Here is a 19,796-nt window from a genome sequence, read left to right as displayed (position 1 = left end):
AAAAATACGGATGCATGATCTCTTTGTTAAAACATTAAAACTCTTTTCTCAGCCAGCTGTTGATGCGTTTAAACCAACTGCCCACTGAGGCGCCTTTTTCTACTTCTGCCTCACCGCTCAGGTGAGACTCTTTTCCATAGTGCAGCAGACCTACCGCCGTCGAGTAGTAAGGCTCCTGCGCATAATCCGTCAGACCCGTGATGTTCAAGGGTTGGCCGATGCGTACCTGGGTGTGGAACACCCGTTGCGCACAGGCTGCCAGGCCATCAATCTGGGCGGCGCCACCGGTCAGCACGATACCCGCTGCCAGATGATGCTTAACCCCTTGCTGACGCAGTTGCTCCTGTAATTGCAAAATCTCATCGTTAACCAGATTCAGCAGTTCGGTGTAGCGTGGCTCAATAACTTCAGCCAGCGTCTGTCTTTGCAGACTGCGCGGAGGACGTCCCCCGACGCTAGGCACCTCTACACTCTCATCCTTGCTAACAATCGATCCAAGCGCACAACCGTGTCGAACTTTAATCGCTTCCGCATCCGTCGGCGGTGTGCCGAAGGCGTAAGCAATATCGCTGGTGACCACGTTACCGGCATACGGGATAACCTTGGTGTGACGCAGCGCGCCACCGGTGTACACCGCCATATCCATGGTGCCGCCGCCGATATCCACCACACAGACGCCGAGCTCGCGCTCATCTTCGGTTAACACCGCGTAGCTGGCGGCAAGACCGGCGAAAATAAGTTGGTCAACTTTCAGACCACAACGTTCAACCGCTTTAACAATGTTTTTTGCCATATCGTTATGGCAGGTGATCAGGTGCACCTTGGCCTGCATACGCACGCCGGACAACCCTACCGGGTTTTTGATGCCTTCCTGATAGTCGATGGCGTATTCCTGAGGGATCACGTGCAGTACGCGGTGTTCATCCCGCACACGCACCGATTTGGCGGTATGCACGACGTTTTCCACATCCTCCATGGTCACTTCCTCTTCGGAAATAGGAACCATCCCGATTTCATTCTGGCAACTGATGTGTTTGCCCGATAATGAGAGGTAGACCGAAGAAATCTGGCAATCCGCCATCAGTTCCGCCTGATCGATGGCGCGCTGCACGCACTTCACCACCGACTCCAGGTCATTAACGCCGCCCTTATCCATGCCACGGGACGGACAGCTGCCCACCCCGATAATGTTGACCATGCCATCGGGCAGAACTTCCCCTACCAGTGCGGCGACTTTCGCCGTACCGATCTCCAGTCCAACTACCAGTTTTCTGTCCGTCGACTTGATCATCGTTGTTTTGCCTGTGCCTGATTCTGTTGCTGATTACTGTTTTGCTGTCCACGTGCCGCCTGCGGGTCGATTAACACCGGGCTCCATCCCACCGAGGCGCCTGAGTCATAGCGCAGGTCGACGTAGCTGACACGTTTGTTTTCCGCCTGGCCCTGTTGCTCCAGCACCGGATACAGCTCGATAAAGCGTTGCAGGCGTCCCATGCGATCGTCACGCCCCAGTTCCAGCCGAACATCGTTGTCCAAGGCCAGTTGCCAGGAGTGGCGCGCCGTCATCGCCGCCATCTTCAACGTAAACTTGTTGGCAGCCAGCGTGCTGCTCATGGTCCGATAGCCGTCCAGCACATCCTGCTCGCTTCCTTCCGGACCATAAAGCAACGGCAATTTCTGCTTGCCGACGCGCTCTGCCGGCACGCTGAATGATTTGCCTTCGGCATCGACCATATGCAAATCATTCCAACGCGCCACCGGGACGTACTCCACCAGATGGATTTTCAGCTCGTCCGGCCATTGCTTGCGTACGCTGGCCTGCTTAATCCACGGCAAACGCTCAATCTGCTGCTGGATGACGTTCACATCCTGCGTCATAAACGTGCCCGGCGATCCCAGCGCCAGGACAGCCTGGCGAATATCATCGTTGGTGGTGTAGTGGCGTTCGCCGGTGACCACCAACCGGGAGAGCGGCAGACGGCTGGCGTCTTTCATCCAGCCAATCACCGCCCAACCACTCCACAACACGGTCCCCAGCACCATCAGCAGGAACAGGATTCCCGCCAGTTGGGTTCCATTGCTGCGCCGCGGGCTGTTGTTCTCCACCTCGCGGTCGCGTGCATTCAGGGCAGCTTGCGACATATCAGTCGGCCAATTCCAAAATTCTCGCCACCAGTTGCGAGAAGCTTAATCCATACTGACGTGCTGCCATCGGCACCAGGCTATGACTGGTCATGCCCGGCGAGGTATTCACCTCAAGCAGATAGAAGCTGCCATCGTTATCCTGCATTACATCGACGCGGCCCCAGCCGCTGCAGTCCAGCGCACGGTAGGCGCGTACCGCCAGCGCGGCCAGCTCGGCCTCCTGCTCGGCCGACAAACCGCTCGGGCAGAAATACTGCGTATCGTCCGCAATGTACTTCGCCTGGTAGTCGTAAAATACGCCGGCCGGCTGAATGCGAATCGACGGCATCACGCTGTCGCCGATAAACGCCACGGTGTACTCCGGGCCGCTCAGCCACTTCTCCACCAGCACGTCGTCGTCGTGACGGAAGGCTTCGTCCAGCGCCGCCTCCAGCGCGCCGAAGGCTTCCACCTTGCTCATGCCGACGCTGGAGCCTTCGCGGCTTGGCTTGACGATCAGCGGCAGCCCCAGGGCTTCGATGTCCGCCAGCGCCTGATGCTTGCCTGCGCCGTTAAACTGCGCGCGGTGCAGCGCCACGTAAGGGGCGATCGGCAGACCCAGCGACTGCCACACCAGCTTGGTGCGCCATTTGTCCATGGTCAGCGCCGAGGCCATTACGCCGCTGCCGGTATAGGGCAGATCCAGGAACTCCAGCATCCCCTGCAGGGTGCCGTCCTCGCCGCCGCGCCCGTGCAGCGCGATAAACACTTTGCTGAACCCCTGCGCCTTCAGCTGCGACACCGGGACATCGCGGGTATCGACGCCGTGCGCGTCGATACCGGCTTCGCGCAGGCCGGCCAGCACCGCCGCGCCGGACTGCAGGGAAACTTCACGTTCCGCCGAGGTGCCGCCCAGCAGGACGGCGACTTTATCAGTCATGCGGCTGCTCCTCTTTGCTCTGCGGCTGCAGCTTCAGCTCCGCCAGGTTACGGGCGATTTTGCCGACGTTGCCCGCGCCCTGCACCAGCACCAGATCGTCGTCCTGCAGCAGCTGCGCCAGCGTTTCCGGCACGGTATCCGCGTCGGACACCAGAATCGGATCCAGCTTGCCGCGGTTGCGGATGGTGCGGCACAGCGAACGGCTGTCCGCGCCCGGGATCGGCGCTTCGCCCGCCGGATAAACCTCCAGCATCAGCAGCACGTCCACCTGCGACAGCACGTTGGCAAAGTCGTCGTACAGGTCGCGGGTGCGGGTGTAGCGGTGCGGCTGGAACACCATCACCAGACGCTTGTCCGGCCAGCCGGCGCGCGCCGCTTTAATCGTCGCGTCCACCTCGGTCGGGTGGTGTCCGTAATCGTCCACCAGCATCGCGCTGCCCGCATTGCCGTTCACCGCATCCAGCGCGAACTCGCCCAGGAAGTCGAAACGACGCCCGGTGCCCTGGAAGCCGGCCAGCGCGCGCAGAATAGCCTCGTCATCAATGCCCTCTTCGGTCGCCACCGCCACCGCCGCCGCTGCGTTCAGCGCGTTGTGACGCCCCGGCGCGTTCAGGGTGACCGTCATCAGCGGCTTGTCCTGACGGCTCAGGGTAAAGTGCCCCTGCGGGCCGACCTGGCTGTAGCTCTCAATGCGCACGTCGGCATCGTCGCTAAAGCCGTAAGTGGTAATATGACGCCCGACGCGCGGCAGCAGCTCACGCACCACCGGGTCATCAATGCACATCACCGCACGACCGTAAAACGGCAGGTTGTGCAGGAAGTTGATAAACGTCTGCTTCAGGTTTTCGAAATCGCCATGGTAAGTGTCCATGTGGTCGGCTTCGATATTGGTGACAATCGCCACCATCGGCTGCAGATGCAGGAACGATGCGTCGCTTTCGTCGGCTTCCGCAATCAGGTAGCGGCTGCAGCCGAGGCGCGCGTGGGTACCCGCCGCTTTCACCAGGCCGCCGTTGACGAAGGTCGGATCCAGACCGGCCTCCGCATAAATACTCGATACCATCGCGGTGGTGGTGGTTTTGCCGTGCGTACCGGCCACGGCGATGCCGTGACGGAAGCGCATCAGTTCGGCCAGCATCTCCGCGCGGCGAATCACCGGGATGCGCGCTTCACGCGCCGCAACGATCTCAGGGTTGTCGGAAGCGATGGCGGTGGACACCACCACCACGCTCGCATCCAGCACGTTCTCCGGACGATGATTAAAGTAAATCGTCGCCCCCAGCGCGCTCAGCTGCTGGGTCACCGGATTGGGCGCCAGGTCCGAACCGCTGATTTGATACCCTTCGTTAGCCAACACTTCGGCGATACCACCCATGCCGGCACCACCGATGCCGACAAAGTGAATGTGCCGGACGCGACGCATCTCGGGCACGATTGTACGTAGTTTCGCCAGTTGTTGTGTATTCATACTCTCTCTAATCCAGGGCCAGCGTAGCGCCCGACACATGATATTTCTTTATCTACAGGCCCGGCGAACCGAACCCCTGCAATCTCTATTTCGCGACGCGGACAAGTTCCGCCGCCACCCGTTCGGTAGCATCGGTGATCGCCACCGCGCGCGCTTTCTCCGCCATGGCCAACAGGGCCGGACGATCCCAGCTCGCCAGCAGTTCGGCCACCGTATCGGCGTTGAACTGCGGCTGTTCGATAATCGTCGCCGCGCCGGCTTCTTCCAGCGGGCGGGCGTTCCAATATTGCTGACGGTCTTTATGCTGGAACGGCACAAAAATCGCCGGCAGGCCCGCCGCGGCAATCTCGCTGACGGTCAGCGCGCCGGAGCGGCACACCACCACGTCAGCCCAGGCGTAAGCCGCCGCCATATCATCGATAAACTCGGTGACCTTGTGCTGCGTCTGCCCGACGCGGGCATACTCACGCTGAACCGTGTCCAACGCGCCTTTGCCCACCTGATGCCAGAGCGTAATTTTATCGCCCAAACGCGCCGCGACTTCAGGAACTGTCTGATTCAGCACGCGCGCGCCCTGGCTGCCGCCGACCACCAGTACGCGAATAGGTCCTTCGCGTCCGGCCAGACGCTCAGCCGGCAGGGGCAGCGCCAGCACGTCGGTACGCACCGGGTTACCCACCACCGCCGCCTGCGGGAAGGCGCCGGGGAAAGCCTGCAGCACCGTGGTGGCGATGCGCGCCAGCCAACGGTTGGTCAGGCCGGCGATGCCGTTCTGCTCATGCAGCACCACCGGGACGCCGCACTGCCAGGCCGCCAGGCCGCCCGGGCCGGAAACGTAGCCGCCCATGCCCAGCACCACGTCCGGCTGATAGCTGCGCATAATCGCCTTCGCCTGACGCACCGCGCGCCAGATGCGCAGCGGCGCGCTCAGCTGCGCCATCACGCCTTTGCCGCGCAGGCCGGAAATACGAATAAAATCAATCTCGATCCCGTGCTTCGGCACCAGATCGGCTTCCATTCTGTCTGCGGTTCCCAGCCAGCGCACCTGCCAGCCCTGCGCCATCAGATGATGAGCAACCGCCAGCCCCGGGAACACATGCCCGCCGGTACCGCCTGCCATCACCATTAAACGCTTCGCTTTCCCGCTCATCCCTTACCTCTTAACAAACGCCTGGGCTTTCGCCAGACGCGTTTCATAATCAATACGCAATAACAGCACGATCGCCGTCGACATAATCAGCAGGCTCGAGCCGCCGTAACTGATCAGCGGCAGGGTCAGGCCTTTGGTGGGCAGCATGCCCGCCGCCGCACCGACGTTAACCAGCGCCTGGAAGCTGAACCACACGCCGACCGAGCAGGCGAGAAAACCGGAAAAACGCTGGTCGATCTCCAGCGCCCGGCGGCCAATCGACATCGCGCGAAAAGCGACGAAGAATACCATTAACAGCGCGAAAACCACACCGATATAGCCGAGTTCTTCACCTAAAATCGAGAAGATAAAGTCGGTGTGCGCCTCCGGCAAATATTCCAGTTTCTGCACCGAGTTGCCGAGCCCCTGTCCCCAGAATTCGCCGCGGCCGAACGCCATCAGCGACTGGGTCAGCTGGTAGCCGCTGCCGAACGGGTCGGCCCACGGGTTCCAGAATGAGGTCACGCGGCGCATACGGTACGGCTCGGCGATAATCAGCAGCACCACGGCGAACACGCCGGAGCCGATAATCGCCAGGAACTGCCACATCTTGGCGCCGGCCAGGAACAGCATCGCCAGCGTGGTGATAAACAGCACCACCACGGTGCCCAGATCCGGCTGCGCCAGCAGCAGCACCGCCAGCACCACCATCACGCCCATCGGCTTACAGAAGCCCCAGAAGTTGCTGCGCACTTCATCAACCTTGCGCACCAGATAGCTCGCCAGATAGCAGAACAGCGACAGCTTCGACAGCTCCGCCGGCTGAATACGCAGCGGCCCCAGAGCAATCCAGCGCGATGCGCCGTTTACCGAGCTGCCGACCACCAGTACGATCAGCAGCATAACGATCGACACCAGCAGCATCGCGGTGCTGTAGCGCTGCCAGACATCCATCGGGATGCGCAGCGTCACCAGCGACAGGCCAAACGCCAGCCCCAGATACAGCGCGTCACGCTTGGCGAACAGGAACGGATCGTCCGCCAGACGCTGACCGATCGGCATCGACGCCGAGGTCACCATCACAAAGCCGATAATCGCCAGACCGAACGTCAGCCACAGCAGCGTACGGTCGTACAGCACCAGCGTGGCGTTCTCGCTTTCACGCGAGCCCATCACCCAGTCTTTCAGTTTTTCCGCCAGGCCGAATGACGGCAGTCGTAGTTTCATCCGCCAAGCTCCTGTGCCAGACGGGCGAATTCGTCGCCGCGTACTTCAAAATTACGGAATTGGTCCAGGCTGGCGCAGGCGGGTGACAGCAGCACCATATCGCCGGAGCGCACGACGCCGGCAATCGCCCGCATCGCCTGTTCCATGGTTTCGGTCTGCAGCGCCGCATCGGGACGCAGCTGCGCCAGCTGTTCGCCGTCGCGGCCGAAGCAGTACAGACGGACATTGTCGCCCTGCAGATAGCGCGCCAGCGGCGAGAAGTCGGCCGACTTGCCGTCGCCGCCCAGCAGCAGGTGCAGCGTGCCGTCGACCTGCAGGCCGTTCAGCGCCGCTTCGGTGCTGCCGACGTTGGTCGCTTTGGAGTCGTTGATCCAACGCACCCCGTTGTGCTCCAGCACCAGTTGGAAGCGGTGCGCCAACCCGGCATAGGTGGTCAGCGCCTTCAGGCTGGAGGCGCGCGGAATATTCACCGCGTCGGCCAGCGCCAGCGCCGCCAGTGCATTGGTCAGATTGTGCTGGCCGCTCAGTTTCATCTCACGGGTGTTCAGCACTTTTTCGCCGCGCACCCGCAGCCAGGTCTCGCCCTGCTGACGGTTGAGGTGGTAATCCCCCACGTCCACGCCGAAGCTGATGCAGCGCTCATCGGCGCCGCGCACCGGCATGGTCAGCCCGTCGTCCGCGTTGACCACGCAGGTTTTGGCCTGTTCGTAGATGCGCAGCTTCGCCGCCCGGTACTGCTGCAGCCCCAGCGGATAGCGATCCATATGATCTTCGCTGACGTTAAGCACGGTGGCGGCAGCGGCGCGCAGGCTGCTGGTGGTTTCCAGCTGGAAGCTCGATAGCTCCAGCACGTACAGCTCGCACGCCTGACGCAGCAGGCTCAGCGCCGGTAAACCGATATTGCCGCCGACGCCGACCGCCCAGCCGGCCGCCTGCGCCATCTCGCCCACCAGGGTGGTGACGGTGCTTTTGCCGTTGGAACCGGTAATCGCCACGATCGGCGCCTGCGCCTCGCGGCAGAACAGTTCGATATCGCCGACGATTTCCACGCCGGCTTCCGCCGCGCTGAGCAGGGCCGGCGTAGACAGCGCCACGCCCGGGCTGGCGACGATCAGGTCCGCCGACAGCAGCCAGTCTTCACGCAGATTGCCCAGGTGGCGCTCGACGCTCTCCGGCAGTTGTTCCAGCCCCGGCGGAGAGATACGGGTATCCATAACGCGCGGCGTCACGCCGTGCGTTATAAAGAAATCAACACAGGACAGGCCGGTCAGGCCCAGTCCGATGATGACAACTTTTTTACCCTGATAATCCGCCATGATTAACGTACCTTCAGCGTTGCCAGGCCAATCAGCACCAGCATCAGCGAAACAATCCAGAAACGCACGATTACGCGCGGCTCCGGCCAGCCTTTCAATTCATAGTGGTGGTGAATCGGCGCCATGCGGAAAATACGCTGACCGCGCAGCTTGAACGACCCCACCTGCAGGATCACCGACAGCGTTTCAACCACAAACACGCCGCCCATAATCACCAGTAAGAACTCCTGACGCAGCAGCACCGCGATGGTGCCCAGCGCGCCGCCCAGCGCCAGCGAACCGACGTCGCCCATAAATACCTGCGCCGGGTAGGTGTTGAACCACAGGAACCCCAGCCCTGCGCCGACAATCGCGGTGCAGACAATCACCAGCTCACCGGCATGCCGCAGATACGGAATATGCAGGTAGTTGGCGAAGTTCATGTTGCCGGTCGCCCAGGCCACCAGCGCAAAACCGGCCGCCACCAGCACCGTCGGCATAATCGCCAGGCCGTCCAGACCGTCGGTCAGGTTGACCGCGTTGCCGGTGCCAACAATCACAAAGTAGGCCAGCAGTATGTACAGCAGCCCCAGCTGCGGCATCACGTCTTTAAAGAACGGCACCACCAGTTCGGTGGCGGGCGTATCTTTACCGACCATGTACATGCTGAACGCCACCGCCAGCGCAATCACCGACATCCAGAAATACTTCCAGCGGGCAATCAGCCCTTTGGTGTCCTTGCGCACCACCTTGCGGTAGTCGTCGACGAAACCGACAATGCCGTAACCCACCAGCACAAACAGCACGCACCAGACGTACGGGTTGGACGGGTAGGCCCACATCAGCACCGAAATGGTGATGGAGGTCAGAATCATAATGCCGCCCATGGTCGGTGTGCCGCGCTTGCTGAAGTGCGACTCCGGCCCATCGTTACGCACCACCTGACCAAAGGACATCTGCTGCAGGCGACTGATCAGCCGCGGCCCCATCCACAGAGAAATAAACAGCGCGGTCAGCAGGCTGACAATGGCGCGAAACGTCAGATAGGAAAAGACGTTAAAGCCGGAATAATATTTGACCAAATGCTCGGCCAGCCAAACTAACATGCTGCTTTCTCCTGTAACGCGCGTACTACCTGCTCCATCGCGGCACTACGTGACCCTTTGATTAACACGGTAATGACCGCATGTTCCTGCAGTAATTCCGCTACGCGCGCGATTGCTGCTGCTTTATCCTGAAAATGTTCGCCGTTGTTAGCGGCTGCGCTAAGCGCCTGGCTCAGTACGCCTACGCTCAGCACTTTATCCACGCCCGCCAGCCGGGCCGCTTCGCCGACCTGACGATGGCACTCTTCCGCGTCATCGCCCAGTTCCGCCATGTCGCCCGCCACCATCACCCGGTAGCCCGGCATCTCCGCCAGCACCTGCGCGGCGGCGGTCATTGAGCCGACGTTGGCGTTATAGCTGTCGTCCAGCAGCAGCTTGCCTTCCGCCAGCGCAATCGGGAACAGACGCCCCGGCACCGCCTGCAGCTGCTGCAGGCCGCAGCGCACCGCTTCCAGCGACGCGCCTACCGACATCGCCAACGCGGTGGCCGCCAGCGCGTTGGCCACGTTGTGGCGCCCCGGCAGCGGCAGCGTAATGTCCGTGCGGCCAAACGGCGTGTGCAGAGTAAACTGCGTGCCGTTGCCGTTCACCGTGATACCGCTGGCGAAAAAGTCCACGCCTTCCGCCGCCTGCGGCGAGAAGCGCCAGACGGTTTGATCCGTCAGCAGATTCTGCCAGCGCGGCCAGTCGTTGTTGTCCGCGTTGATAATGGCGACGCCATCCGCCGGCAAACCTTGAAAAATTTCACCTTTCGCCTGCGCCACGCCGGCCAGCGAGCCGAACCCTTCCAGGTGAGCCGCCGCCAGGTTGTTGACCAGCGCGCTTTGCGGGCGCGTCAGCGCGGTGGTGTAGGCGATTTCGCCGATATGGTTGGCGCCCAGCTCAATCACCGCGAAATCATGCTGCGGCTGCAGACGCAGCAGCGTCAGCGGCACGCCGATATCATTGTTAAAGTTGCCGGCGGTATACAGCACGTCCCCGCACTCGCGCAGGATGGTGGCGGTCATCTCTTTTACCGAGGTCTTGCCCGATGAACCGGTCAGCGCCACCACTTTGGCCGGCACCTGCTGACGCACCCAGCCCGCCAGCGCGCCCAGCGCCAGTCGCGTATCCGCCACCACCAGCTGCGGCACCTCTACCGGTAAGCGCTTGCTTACCAGCAAAGCGCCTGCGCCGGCGGCAACCGCGTCGGCGGCAAAATCATGCGCGTCAAAACGTTCGCCTTTCAGCGCCACAAACAGGCAGCCTGCGGTCACCTGGCGGGTATCCGTCGTCACTTCGTGAATTTGGCCGTCTGCGCCGATCAACTCGGCGTGCAGCACATCGGCCAGAACGTTGAGGGAAACGGAAATCATGCCATCACCCCCAGCAAACGCGCGACGGTGGTGCGGTCGGAATAATCCAGACGGCGATTGCCCACCAGTTGATAATCTTCATGGCCTTTACCGGCCACCAGCACCACGTCCTGCTCTTTTGCCTGCATCACCGAACTGGTGACCGCTTCGGCACGCCCGTGAATCACCTGCGCCCGGCCGGCGTCCAGCAAGCCGCTCAGGATATCGGCGATAATCGCCTGCGGCTCTTCGGTACGCGGGTTGTCGTCGGTGATCACCACCCGATCGGCAAACTGCTCGGCAATGGCGCCCATCAGCGGACGCTTGCCTTTGTCGCGGTCGCCGCCGCAGCCGAAGACGCACCACAGCTGCCCGCGGCAGTGCAGGCGCGCGGCTTCCAGCGCTTTCTCCAGCGCGTCCGGGGTGTGGGCGTAGTCGACCACAACCGTTGGCTTGCCCGGCGCGTTAAACACTTCCATACGGCCGCAGACCGGCTGCAGTTGCTTCGCGCTGGCCACCAGCGCCGCCAGCGGATAGCCCAGCGACAGCAGCGTCGCCAGCGCCAGCAGCAGATTGCTGACGTTAAACGCGCCCATCAGGCGGCTTTCAATCTCGCCGTCGCCCCAGCTGGAGCTGAAACGAAGGGTAGCGCCGTTGTCGTGATAGTCCACGGCGGTGGCCTTCAGCCAGCGGCCGTGGCAGCCCGGCTGCAGATTGTCCTGCATGGTGACCGCCACCGCATCCGGCAGCTGCGCCAGCCAACGCTGACCGACTTCATCATCGGCATTGATAATGGCCTGACCGACCTGATGGTCGGCAAACAGCGACCATTTCGCCGCTTCGTAGCTGGCCATGTCGCCGTGGTAATCCAGATGGTCGCGGCTCAGGTTGGTGAACACCGCCGCGGCAAACGGCAGCGCCGCCACGCGGCTCTGCACCAGGCCGTGGGAAGAGACTTCCATCGCCGCCAGCGTCGCGCCGCGCTCCGCCAGGTCATTTAACACATGCTGTACATCCACCGCCGAACCGGTGGTGTTCTCCGTCGGACACTCCTGGCCCAACAGGCCATTGCCGACGGTGCCCATCACCGCGCTGGTTTCGCCCAGCAGCTGCCCCCACTGCGCCAGCAGCTGGGTGGTGGTGGTTTTTCCGTTGGTGCCGGTCACGCCGATCAGACGCAGGCGCTCGGCCGGCTGGTGGTAAAAACGGCCGGCCAGCGCCGACAGACGCTGGTTCAGCTGGCCGAGATAAATCACCGGCACGCCGTGCATGGTACGAATTTCACCGTCTTCGGCGGCGCCTTCAGCTTCTGCGATCACTGCGGCGACGCCCTGGGCGATGGCTTGCGGAATATAGCGGCGACCATCCGTTTGGTGGCCGTTGACGGCGACAAACAGATCCCCGGCAGCCGCAATCCGGCTGTCTAATATCATTTCCCGCAGCGCGCGCTCGGGGGCCGTAGGCACCCACGGAGCGAGTAGGTCGCGCAAATTACGATCTGCCACCTGAACCCTCTTTTTTATTAATCACTAATTCGCTTTTATCACCGGTGGGCAACGCGTCCGGCTCAACGTTCATGGTGCGCAGTACGCCGCCCATGATGGCGCCAAACACCGGCGCGGAGATTGCGCCACCATAGTATTTCCCGCCCTGCGGGTCGTTGATGACCACCACCAGGGCAAAACGGGGCTGACTCGCCGGCGCAACGCCGGCGGTATAAGCGATATAACGGTTGACGTATTTGCCGTCCGGGCCGACTTTCTTCGCGGTACCGGTTTTAATGGCGATACGGTAGCCCTTGATGGCGGCCTTCACGCCGCCGCCGCCCGGCAGGGCCACGCTTTCCATCATGTGCACCACGGTGCGCACCAGCGGTTCAGGGAATACCCGGGTGCCGGCAACCGGCGGGTCAACCTTGGTAATCGACAGCGGGCGATAGACGCCCAGGCTGCCGATCGTTGCATAGACTCGCGCCAACTGTAACGGGGTTACCATTAGCCCGTAGCCGAAAGAGAAGGTGGCCCTCTCTATGTCAGACCACCGTTGTTTTTTTGGATATATGCCACTGCTTTCTCCGACCAACCCCAAATTGGTCGCTTTTCCCAGTCCAAAACGTGAGTAAGTATCTACTAACGCTGAGGACGGCATCGCTAACGCCAGCTTGGAAACGCCGACGTTACTCGACTTCTGCAAGATCCCGGTCACCGACAGTTCCGGATAACGCGCCACGTCTTTAATCTCGTGACCGTTAATGCGGTAAGGCACGGTGTTCAGCACGCTGTTTTCTTTCACAACGCCGTGCTGCAGCGCCGTCATCACCACCATCGGTTTTACGGTGGAACCAGGCTCAAAAATGTCGGTAATAGCACGGTTACGCATGGTCTCTTTCGGCGTACCGGCCATATTGTTCGGGTTATAAGACGGGCTGTTGGCCATCGCCAGCACTTCACCGGTGTTGACGTCAATCAGCACCGCGGTGCCGGACTCCGCCTTGTTGAACGCCACCGCGTTATTCAGCTCGCGGTAGACCAGCGCCTGCAGGCGCTCATCAATGCTCAGCGCCAGGTTGTGCGCCGCCTGGCTGTCGACCGAAGAGATATCCTCAATCACGCGGCCGTAACGGTCTTTACGCACCGTACGCTTGCCCGGCTGCCCGGTCAGCCAGTGGTCGAAACTCTTCTCAATGCCTTCAATGCCCTGACCGTCAATATTGGTCACGCCGATAATGTGCGAGGTGACCTGGCCGGCCGGGTAATAGCGGCGCGACTCCTGCCGCAGATAAATCCCCGGCAGCTTCAGCTTGTGAATGTACTCGCCGATCGCCGGATTAACCTGACGCGCCAGATAGACAAAGCGCCCGCGCGGGTTGGCGTTGATACGCTTGGACAGCTGATCGAGCGGAATGCCCAGCGCGTCCGACAGCGCCTTCCAACGGTTGTCCAGCGTGATGCCGCCGCGCTCGTTCAGCTCCTTCGGATCCGCCCAGATGGCGTTCACCGGTACGCTGACCGCCAGCGGCCGCCCGGCGCGGTCGCTAATCATGCCGCGTGCCGCCGGCACCTGCTGTACGCGCAGCGAACGCATATCGCCTTCTTTCACCAGCCGGTCCGGGCTAATTACCTGCAGATACGCCACCCGCAGCATCAGCCCGACCAGCGCCAGCAAAATACAGCCGCACAGCAACGCAAAACGCCAGCTGACAAAGCTGGCTTGATCTTCCTGGCGCTTCAACTTACCGGGGCGTGCTGCTTTCATGCGTTCCCTTTTTGCTCCGTTTCATTGCGTCGGTTAAACCACTCATTGTTTAACGATGATATTTTCTTGCGATGGATCGACGTGCTGCATCTGCAGCTTCTCAATCGCCGTGCGCTCCACGCGGCTGTGGTCGCCCAGCGCATTTTCTTCCAGGATCAGGTTGCGCCACTCGATATCCAGCGCATCACGCTCCAGCACCAGCTGCTCGCGTTCGGCGGTCAGCAGGCGGGTGCGGTGCGCGGTGGTCACCACCAAAATGGCGGAAACCAGCACGGCTATCAGCAAAATCAGCGGGATCTTGGCGTTACGCAGCAAATCGCCGCCGATAACCCCGACCAGCCCATGGCGCTCATTCCCAATCACTCGGACACCCTCTCGGCAATGCGCAGCACCGAACTGCGCGCACGTGGATTTTCAGCCACCTCTTCAGCCGGCGGCATCATCTTGCCCAGCGACTTCAGGCTGCGGCCGCCCAGTTCGCGCAGCTGCGCATCGGTCAGCGGCAGCCCCGCCGGCACCTGCGCGCCGCGGCTGTGGTGACGCATAAAGCGTTTTACAATCCGGTCTTCCAGCGAGTGGAAGCTGATGATCGACAAGCGCCCCTGCGGCGCCAGCACGTCCAGTGCGCCTTCCAGCGCGCGCTCGATCTCTTCCAGTTCGCTGTTGATATAAATACGGATGGCCTGGAAGCTGCGGGTCGCCGGGTGCTTGTGCTTTTCTTTGAACGGGCTGGCGGCGGCAATCAGCTCGGCCAGCTCTTTGGTGCGCGTCATCGGCTCGGTTTTATTACGCTCGACGATGGCGCGGGCGATACGCTTGGCGAAACGCTCTTCACCGAAGGTTTTCAACACCCAGGCGATATCTTCCGCTTCGGCTTTCAGCAGCCATTCCGCGGCGGACTGGCCGCGCGAGGGGTCCATGCGCATATCCAGCGGCCCGTCGCGCATAAAGGAGAAACCGCGCTCCGGATCGTCAAGCTGCGGTGAAGATACGCCCAGGTCCAGCAGGACGCCGTCGATCTGCCCTTCCAGTCCGCGCTCCCGCACATAATGCGACAACTCGGAGAACGGGCCATGTACGATGTTAAAACGAGGATCTTCAATAGATTTGGCGGCTGCAATCGCCTGCGGGTCGCGGTCAATCGCCAACAAGCGTCCTTCCGGCCCGAGCTGGGACAGAATCAGACGAGAATGGCCACCGCGACCAAAAGTACCGTCGATATATATGCCGTTACTGCGGATGTTGAGGCCGTTAACCGCCTCATCCAACAGTACGGTAGTGTGTTTATAATTTTCCAACATGCTTATAGTGACAAGTCCTGTAGCCGCTCAGACAACGGTTCCTGAGACGACTGTTCAGCGTCAATATCATCCTTGACTTGTTGATACCAGGTCTGTTCATCCCACAGTTCAAACTTGTTGAACTGACCGACCAGCATCACTTCTTTCGTTAGCCCGGCGTGTTGGCGCAGCGTACTGGCTATCAACAACCGCCCGGCGTTATCCATCTGACACTCACTGGCATGCCCCAACAGCAAGCGCTGTACGCGGCGCTCCGCAGGATTCATGCTCGACAGACGGGATAATTTTTGTTCAATCACTTCCCATTCGGGCAGCGGGTAAAGCAGCAGGCAGGGCTGATGGAGGTCAATGGTACAGACCATTTGGCCTTGCGATTCCTCGTTCAGCGAGTCCCGGTAACGGGTTGGTACGGCAAGCCGCCCCTTGCTGTCGAGGTTGACCGTCGTCGCCCCTCGAAACATTCCTGAGCTACCCCTTCGTGACCTTTTTCACCACTTTACCCCACAAATTCCCACATAAAGGAGTTTACGGAGGGTATTAAAACCTTGTCAAGCCAGAGCGGCGGTGCTTTGGCAATATTTCTCTGTCCGTTTTGGGAGCTGACTCGCGAAAGGAACTCTTTTTATTCGGCAATAAAAAATTAACACCATGATAAACGAGGAGAATTTTTTGAAAGGAAAGTAGACGGTTAACAATCTGACAAATTGGCGATTAATTAGCTCAATACTTTCTTCTGTAATCGAAGTCTCATTTTTCACTGATTATTTTTTCCCGCGGCCCTCTGCCCCAACCCGCGGCGGCGCAGGCCTGCGGCACGGCGCCTCCCCGTTGGCGCGGTCGCTAACGCCTGCTGCTAATTAACTCAGGTGTCAACAATCCGATCGCGGGGGCATTATTTTACTGCAATTAAACGGCGAATGCCGAGAGGGGAAAATAAAATAAATGTTTTGACGAATACCAGGCGGGCTAATTGCGATTTAAATCATATTGCTAAGATTATTCTCAAAAAACTTTACAACACGGCCGCATTTCCTTACATGTTTATTCCTATCGTTTTTGGCATTTCAATTAGAAAAATGCACGTAATTTACAACCTGTTGTTTTGTATGTAATTTATTTAAGCGTAGGGGCCGTTCGACCTGACGACAAGGGAACGGCGCGCCGCTCCCCTGCCTTGGCGGTTACTTTCTGCTCAGGCTGCCGCGACGGAACAGATTACGGCGAATGCGCGTCAGGCCCGGCTTCGGCTTACGCGGCTCATCCAGGCTGGCCAGCACCAGCTCCAGCACCCGCTCCGCCACGTCGCGGTGACGCTGCGCCACCGCCAGCACCGGGCACTCCAGGAAATCCAGCAGCTCATGGTCGCCAAACGTGGCGATCGCCAAATCGGTCGGCAGACGCCCCTGCTGCTTGAGGGTGACGTCCATTACGCCCTGCAGCAACGAAAACGAGGTGGTGAACAGCGCCTGCGGCATCGGGTGAGTTTGCAGCCAGTTGGCGAACAGCGCGCCCGCGGCTTCGCGCTCATAACTGTTGGCATACAGGTAATCCACCTGACGCTCATCGTCCTGCCAGGCCTGACGGAAGCCCTGCTCACGCAGGAAGCTGACCGACAGTTCCGGCAGCGCGCCCAGATACAGCACCGACTCTGCCGGGAAGGTGCGCAGCTCCTGCGCCAGGGTAAAGGCGTCTTCCTGATCGGCGCCGACAACGCTGATGAAATGTTCGCGATCCAGCGCGCGGTCCAGCGCGATGATCGGCAGCGAGCCGTTTGCCCAGCGCTGGTAGAAGGGGTGCTCCGGCGGCAGCGCGGTCGAGACGATAATCGCATCGACCTGACGCTGCAGCAGGTGCTCAATGCAACGCATTTCGTTGTCCGGCTGATCCTCTGAACAGGCGATCAGCAACTGGTAGCCACGCTGGCGCGCCTGACGCTCCAGATAGTTGGCAATGCGCGTGTAACTGGTGTTTTCCAGATCGGGGATCACCAAACCGATAGAACGTGTCCGACCGGCGCGCAGCCCTGCCGCCACGGCGTTCGGATGATAATTATGCTCCCTGACCACGGCCATCACTTTTTCGACGGTTTTATCGCTGACGCGATACTGCTTCGCCTTGCCGTTGATGACGTAACTGGCCGTAGTGCGCGAAACGCCTGCGAGACGCGCGATTTCATCCAGTTTCACGTTAACCCCTTACTGATGCTGAAAATAGAGAGTGAAGGCTGCCCTCAGCAAATATCGCAGCCATGCGATGATTCAATCCGGCTTCACGATCTAACAGCAGAAACCTCTACCGGGCAACCGATTTTGCCGCCGGACGCCGGTAAACAGGCAACTTTTACCGCCGGATAACCTGAAGCGGGGCGCCGATGCCCCGCTCCCGCCCTCTCAACGCATAATTTTATCGCCGCGCGAAACGCCGACCACCCCGGAACGCGCTACCTCGACGATTTCCGCCACCTCGCGCACCGTCCCGAGGAAAGCGTCCAGTTTGTCGCTGGTGCCCGCCAGCTGCACGGTATACAGCGTCGCGGTCACGTCGACAATCTGCCCGCGGAAAATATCGGCGCAGCGCTTCACCTCTTCACGGCCATAGCCGCTGGCCTGCAGCTTAACCAGCATGATTTCCCGCTCGACGTGCGCGCCCTGCGCCAGTTCGCTGACGCGCAACACATCCACCAGTTTATGCAGCTGTTTCTCAATCTGCTCCAGCACCTTCTCGTCGCCCACGGTCTGGATGGTCATGCGCGACAGCGTCGGATCGTCGGTCGGCGCCACCGTCAGGCTTTCAATATTGTAGCCGCGCTGGGAAAACAGCCCGACCACGCGCGACAGGGCGCCGGATTCATTCTCCAGCAATACAGATAAAATACGGCGCATGATCAGGTCCTCTCCGTTTTGCTCAGCCACATTTCGTCCATGCCGCCACCGCGGATCTGCATGGGGTACACATGTTCGGTTTCATCGACGGTCACATCGACAAACATCAGTCGTTCCTTCTCCGCCAGCGCCTGCGCCAGCTTGCTTTCCAGCTCATCCGGAGTGCGGATGGCGATGCCGACATGTCCGTAGGCCTCAGCCAGCGCGACGAAATCGGGCAGCGACTCCATATAGGACTGCGAATGGCGGCCGGAATAGATCATGTCCTGCCACTGCTTCACCATGCCGAGGTAGCGGTTGTTCAGGTTCACCACCACGACCGGCAGGTTGTACTGCAGCGCGGTGGACAGCTCCTGAATATTCATCTGGATACTGCCGTCGCCGGTTACGCACACCACGGTTTCCTCCGGCAGCGCCAGCTTCACCCCCAGCGCCGCCGGCAGGCCGAAGCCCATCGTGCCCAGACCGCCGGAGTTGATCCAGCGGCGCGGCTTGTCGAACGGATAATACAGCGCGGCGAACATCTGGTGCTGGCCGACGTCAGACGTCACATAGGCGTCGCCTTTGGTCAGGCGATGCAGCGTTTCGATCACCGCCTGCGGTTTGATGGTATCGCCGTTCTTGTCATACCCCAGACAGTCGCGCGCTCTCCACTGCTCGATCGACTGCCACCAGTCGCGCAACGCGTCAAAGTCCTGCTGCTTATCGCTCTGCGCCAGCAGCTCCAGCATCTGCGCCAGCACCTGCTTCGCATCGCCGACAATCGGAATATCCGCATCCACGGTTTTAGAGATGGAGGTCGGGTCGATATCAATATGCAGCACGGTGGCATCCGGGGAGTATTTCGCCAGGTTGTTGGTGGTGCGATCGTCAAAGCGCACGCCGACGGCAAAAATCACATCGGCGTGGTGCATGGTCTTGTTGGCCTCATAGGTGCCGTGCATCCCCAGCATGCCGACGCTCTGGCGGTGGGTGCCCGGGAAGGCGCCCAGCCCCATCAGCGTACAGGTGACCGGCAGATTAAGGCGCTCCGCCAGCGTCACCACCTCCGTATGGCACGCGGCATTGATCGCGCCGCCGCCGACATACATCACCGGCTTTTTCGCCGCCATCAGGGTATGCAGGGCGCGTTTGATCTGGCCGCGATGCCCCTGCACCGTCGGGTTGTAAGAGCGCAGGCTGACTTCCTGCGGATAGGCGTAAGGCATACGCACCGCCGGGCCGACAATATCTTTCGGCAGGTCAATGACCACCGGGCCGGGACGGCCGCTGGCGGCCAGATAAAACGCCTTTTTCAAGACGCCGGGAATATCTTCGGTGCGTTTGACCAGGAAGCTGTGTTTCACCACCGGGCGTGAAATCCCCACCATATCGCACTCCTGGAAGGCGTCGTAGCCAATCAGCGAGCTAGGCACCTGGCCGGAAAGCACCACCATCGGAATGGAGTCCATATAGGCGGTGGCGATACCGGTAATCGCATTGGTCGCCCCCGGGCCGGAGGTGACCAGCACCACGCCGACCTCGCCGGTGGCGCGCGCGTAGCCGTCGGCCATATGCACCGCCCCCTGCTCGTGGCGCACCAGTACGTGGTCGATTCCGCCCACCGTGTGCAGGGCGTCGTAAATATCAAGCACCGCCCCGCCCGGATAACCGAATACATGTTTAACGCCCTGGTCGATCAGCGATCGCACGACCATTTCGGCTCCTGACAACATCTCCATGGGTTTGCCTCCAG

Annotated in this window: 17 protein-coding genes; all 17 read right to left on the bottom strand. The window is 60.7% G+C overall.

Annotation, left to right across the window (positions count from 1 at the left end):
- Positions 1–34 precede the first annotated feature (34 nt).
- Positions 35–1,291 carry a cell division protein FtsA gene (gene ftsA / locus I6G83_RS10590; RefSeq protein ID WP_015670921.1) on the bottom strand — a complete coding sequence of 419 codons (1,257 nt, stop codon included), beginning with the start codon at positions 1,289–1,291 and terminating at the stop codon, positions 35–37.
- The gene (ftsQ, locus tag I6G83_RS10585; protein WP_015670920.1) at positions 1,288–2,142 is read right to left on the bottom strand and encodes a cell division protein FtsQ; all 855 of its coding nucleotides are present in this window, start codon (positions 2,140–2,142) and stop codon (positions 1,288–1,290) included. Before ftsQ ends, ftsA begins: the two co-directional genes overlap by 4 nt.
- Position 2,143: 1 nt before the next feature.
- A complete protein-coding gene (locus tag I6G83_RS10580) occupies positions 2,144–3,064 on the bottom strand; it encodes a D-alanine--D-alanine ligase (RefSeq protein ID WP_054305885.1) in 921 nt (306 codons plus the stop codon).
- A complete protein-coding gene (gene murC / locus I6G83_RS10575; RefSeq protein ID WP_054305886.1) occupies positions 3,057–4,532 on the bottom strand; it encodes a UDP-N-acetylmuramate--L-alanine ligase in 1,476 nt (491 codons plus the stop codon). The genes I6G83_RS10580 and murC overlap by 8 nt, the downstream gene beginning before the upstream one ends.
- An 85-nt stretch (positions 4,533–4,617) precedes the next feature.
- A complete protein-coding gene (gene murG, locus I6G83_RS10570) occupies positions 4,618–5,682 on the bottom strand; it encodes an undecaprenyldiphospho-muramoylpentapeptide beta-N-acetylglucosaminyltransferase (RefSeq protein WP_015670917.1) in 1,065 nt (354 codons plus the stop codon).
- 3 nt (positions 5,683–5,685) lie between these two features.
- Positions 5,686–6,888, bottom strand: a complete 1,203-nt coding sequence (gene ftsW / locus I6G83_RS10565; protein ID WP_015670916.1) for a cell division protein FtsW — start codon at positions 6,886–6,888, stop codon at positions 5,686–5,688.
- Positions 6,885–8,204: a UDP-N-acetylmuramoyl-L-alanine--D-glutamate ligase gene (gene murD / locus I6G83_RS10560; protein ID WP_054305887.1), complete on the bottom strand. Its 1,320-nt coding sequence runs from the start codon at positions 8,202–8,204 to the stop codon at positions 6,885–6,887. The genes ftsW and murD overlap by 4 nt, the downstream gene beginning before the upstream one ends.
- A 2-nt stretch (positions 8,205–8,206) precedes the next feature.
- Positions 8,207–9,289: a phospho-N-acetylmuramoyl-pentapeptide-transferase gene (gene mraY, locus I6G83_RS10555; RefSeq protein WP_054305888.1), complete on the bottom strand. Its 1,083-nt coding sequence runs from the start codon at positions 9,287–9,289 to the stop codon at positions 8,207–8,209.
- On the bottom strand, positions 9,283–10,644 hold the full coding sequence (gene murF, locus I6G83_RS10550) for a UDP-N-acetylmuramoyl-tripeptide--D-alanyl-D-alanine ligase (RefSeq protein ID WP_054305889.1): 1,362 nt from the start codon (positions 10,642–10,644) through the stop codon (positions 9,283–9,285). Before murF ends, mraY begins: the two co-directional genes overlap by 7 nt.
- Positions 10,641–12,128 carry a UDP-N-acetylmuramoyl-L-alanyl-D-glutamate--2,6-diaminopimelate ligase gene (gene murE, locus I6G83_RS10545; RefSeq protein ID WP_054305890.1) on the bottom strand — a complete coding sequence of 496 codons (1,488 nt, stop codon included), beginning with the start codon at positions 12,126–12,128 and terminating at the stop codon, positions 10,641–10,643. Before murE ends, murF begins: the two co-directional genes overlap by 4 nt.
- Positions 12,115–13,878 (bottom strand): peptidoglycan glycosyltransferase FtsI, encoded by a 1,764-nt coding sequence (locus I6G83_RS10540; protein WP_015670911.1) that lies wholly within the window; start codon positions 13,876–13,878, stop codon positions 12,115–12,117. Before I6G83_RS10540 ends, murE begins: the two co-directional genes overlap by 14 nt.
- A 42-nt stretch (positions 13,879–13,920) precedes the next feature.
- Positions 13,921–14,241, bottom strand: coding sequence for a cell division protein FtsL (gene ftsL / locus I6G83_RS10535; RefSeq protein ID WP_015670910.1), 321 nt, complete (start codon positions 14,239–14,241; stop codon positions 13,921–13,923).
- The gene (gene rsmH, locus I6G83_RS10530) at positions 14,238–15,179 is read right to left on the bottom strand and encodes a 16S rRNA (cytosine(1402)-N(4))-methyltransferase RsmH (protein WP_015670909.1); all 942 of its coding nucleotides are present in this window, start codon (positions 15,177–15,179) and stop codon (positions 14,238–14,240) included. The genes ftsL and rsmH overlap by 4 nt, the downstream gene beginning before the upstream one ends.
- A 2-nt stretch (positions 15,180–15,181) precedes the next feature.
- Positions 15,182–15,640: a division/cell wall cluster transcriptional repressor MraZ gene (gene mraZ / locus I6G83_RS10525; protein ID WP_015670908.1), complete on the bottom strand. Its 459-nt coding sequence runs from the start codon at positions 15,638–15,640 to the stop codon at positions 15,182–15,184.
- Positions 15,641–16,360: 720 nt separating this feature from the next.
- Entirely contained in the window at positions 16,361–17,365 is a 1,005-nt protein-coding gene (gene cra / locus I6G83_RS10520) for a catabolite repressor/activator (protein WP_054305891.1), read from the bottom strand.
- A gap of 204 nt (positions 17,366–17,569) precedes the next feature.
- Positions 17,570–18,061 carry an acetolactate synthase small subunit gene (gene ilvN, locus I6G83_RS10515; protein WP_015670906.1) on the bottom strand — a complete coding sequence of 164 codons (492 nt, stop codon included), beginning with the start codon at positions 18,059–18,061 and terminating at the stop codon, positions 17,570–17,572.
- A 2-nt stretch (positions 18,062–18,063) separates the two neighbouring features.
- The gene (gene ilvI, locus I6G83_RS10510) at positions 18,064–19,782 is read right to left on the bottom strand and encodes an acetolactate synthase 3 large subunit (RefSeq protein WP_054305892.1); all 1,719 of its coding nucleotides are present in this window, start codon (positions 19,780–19,782) and stop codon (positions 18,064–18,066) included.
- Between the last annotated feature and the right edge of the window lie 14 nt (positions 19,783–19,796).

It is taken from the genome of Serratia rubidaea (genome assembly GCF_016026735.1).
Taxonomy (GTDB): Bacteria; Pseudomonadota; Gammaproteobacteria; order Enterobacterales; family Enterobacteriaceae; genus Serratia_B; species Serratia_B rubidaea.
Note: the sequence above shows the minus strand (reverse complement) of the source record. Positions and strands in the feature narration are given on the sequence as shown.

Bases quoted from the DNA above. Each gene is read 5' to 3' on its own strand.
- ftsA (WP_015670921.1), bottom strand. From the start codon at position 1,291: ATGATCAAGTCGACGGACAGAAAACTGGTAGTTGGACTGGAGATCGGT.
- ftsQ (WP_015670920.1), bottom strand. From the start codon at position 2,142: ATGTCGCAAGCTGCCCTGAATGCACGCGACCGCGAGGTGGAGAACAAC.
- I6G83_RS10580 (WP_054305885.1), bottom strand. From the start codon at position 3,064: ATGACTGATAAAGTCGCCGTCCTGCTGGGCGGCACCTCGGCGGAACGT.
- murC (WP_054305886.1), bottom strand. From the start codon at position 4,532: ATGAATACACAACAACTGGCGAAACTACGTACAATCGTGCCCGAGATG.
- murG (WP_015670917.1), bottom strand. From the start codon at position 5,682: ATGAGCGGGAAAGCGAAGCGTTTAATGGTGATGGCAGGCGGTACCGGC.
- ftsW (WP_015670916.1), bottom strand. From the start codon at position 6,888: ATGAAACTACGACTGCCGTCATTCGGCCTGGCGGAAAAACTGAAAGAC.
- murD (WP_054305887.1), bottom strand. From the start codon at position 8,204: ATGGCGGATTATCAGGGTAAAAAAGTTGTCATCATCGGACTGGGCCTG.
- mraY (WP_054305888.1), bottom strand. From the start codon at position 9,289: ATGTTAGTTTGGCTGGCCGAGCATTTGGTCAAATATTATTCCGGCTTT.
- murF (WP_054305889.1), bottom strand. From the start codon at position 10,644: ATGATTTCCGTTTCCCTCAACGTTCTGGCCGATGTGCTGCACGCCGAG.
- I6G83_RS10540 (WP_015670911.1), bottom strand. From the start codon at position 13,878: ATGAAAGCAGCACGCCCCGGTAAGTTGAAGCGCCAGGAAGATCAAGCC.
- rsmH (WP_015670909.1), bottom strand. From the start codon at position 15,179: ATGTTGGAAAATTATAAACACACTACCGTACTGTTGGATGAGGCGGTT.
- mraZ (WP_015670908.1), bottom strand. From the start codon at position 15,640: ATGTTTCGAGGGGCGACGACGGTCAACCTCGACAGCAAGGGGCGGCTT.
- ilvN (WP_015670906.1), bottom strand. From the start codon at position 18,061: ATGCGCCGTATTTTATCTGTATTGCTGGAGAATGAATCCGGCGCCCTG.
- ilvI (WP_054305892.1), bottom strand. From the start codon at position 19,782: ATGGAGATGTTGTCAGGAGCCGAAATGGTCGTGCGATCGCTGATCGAC.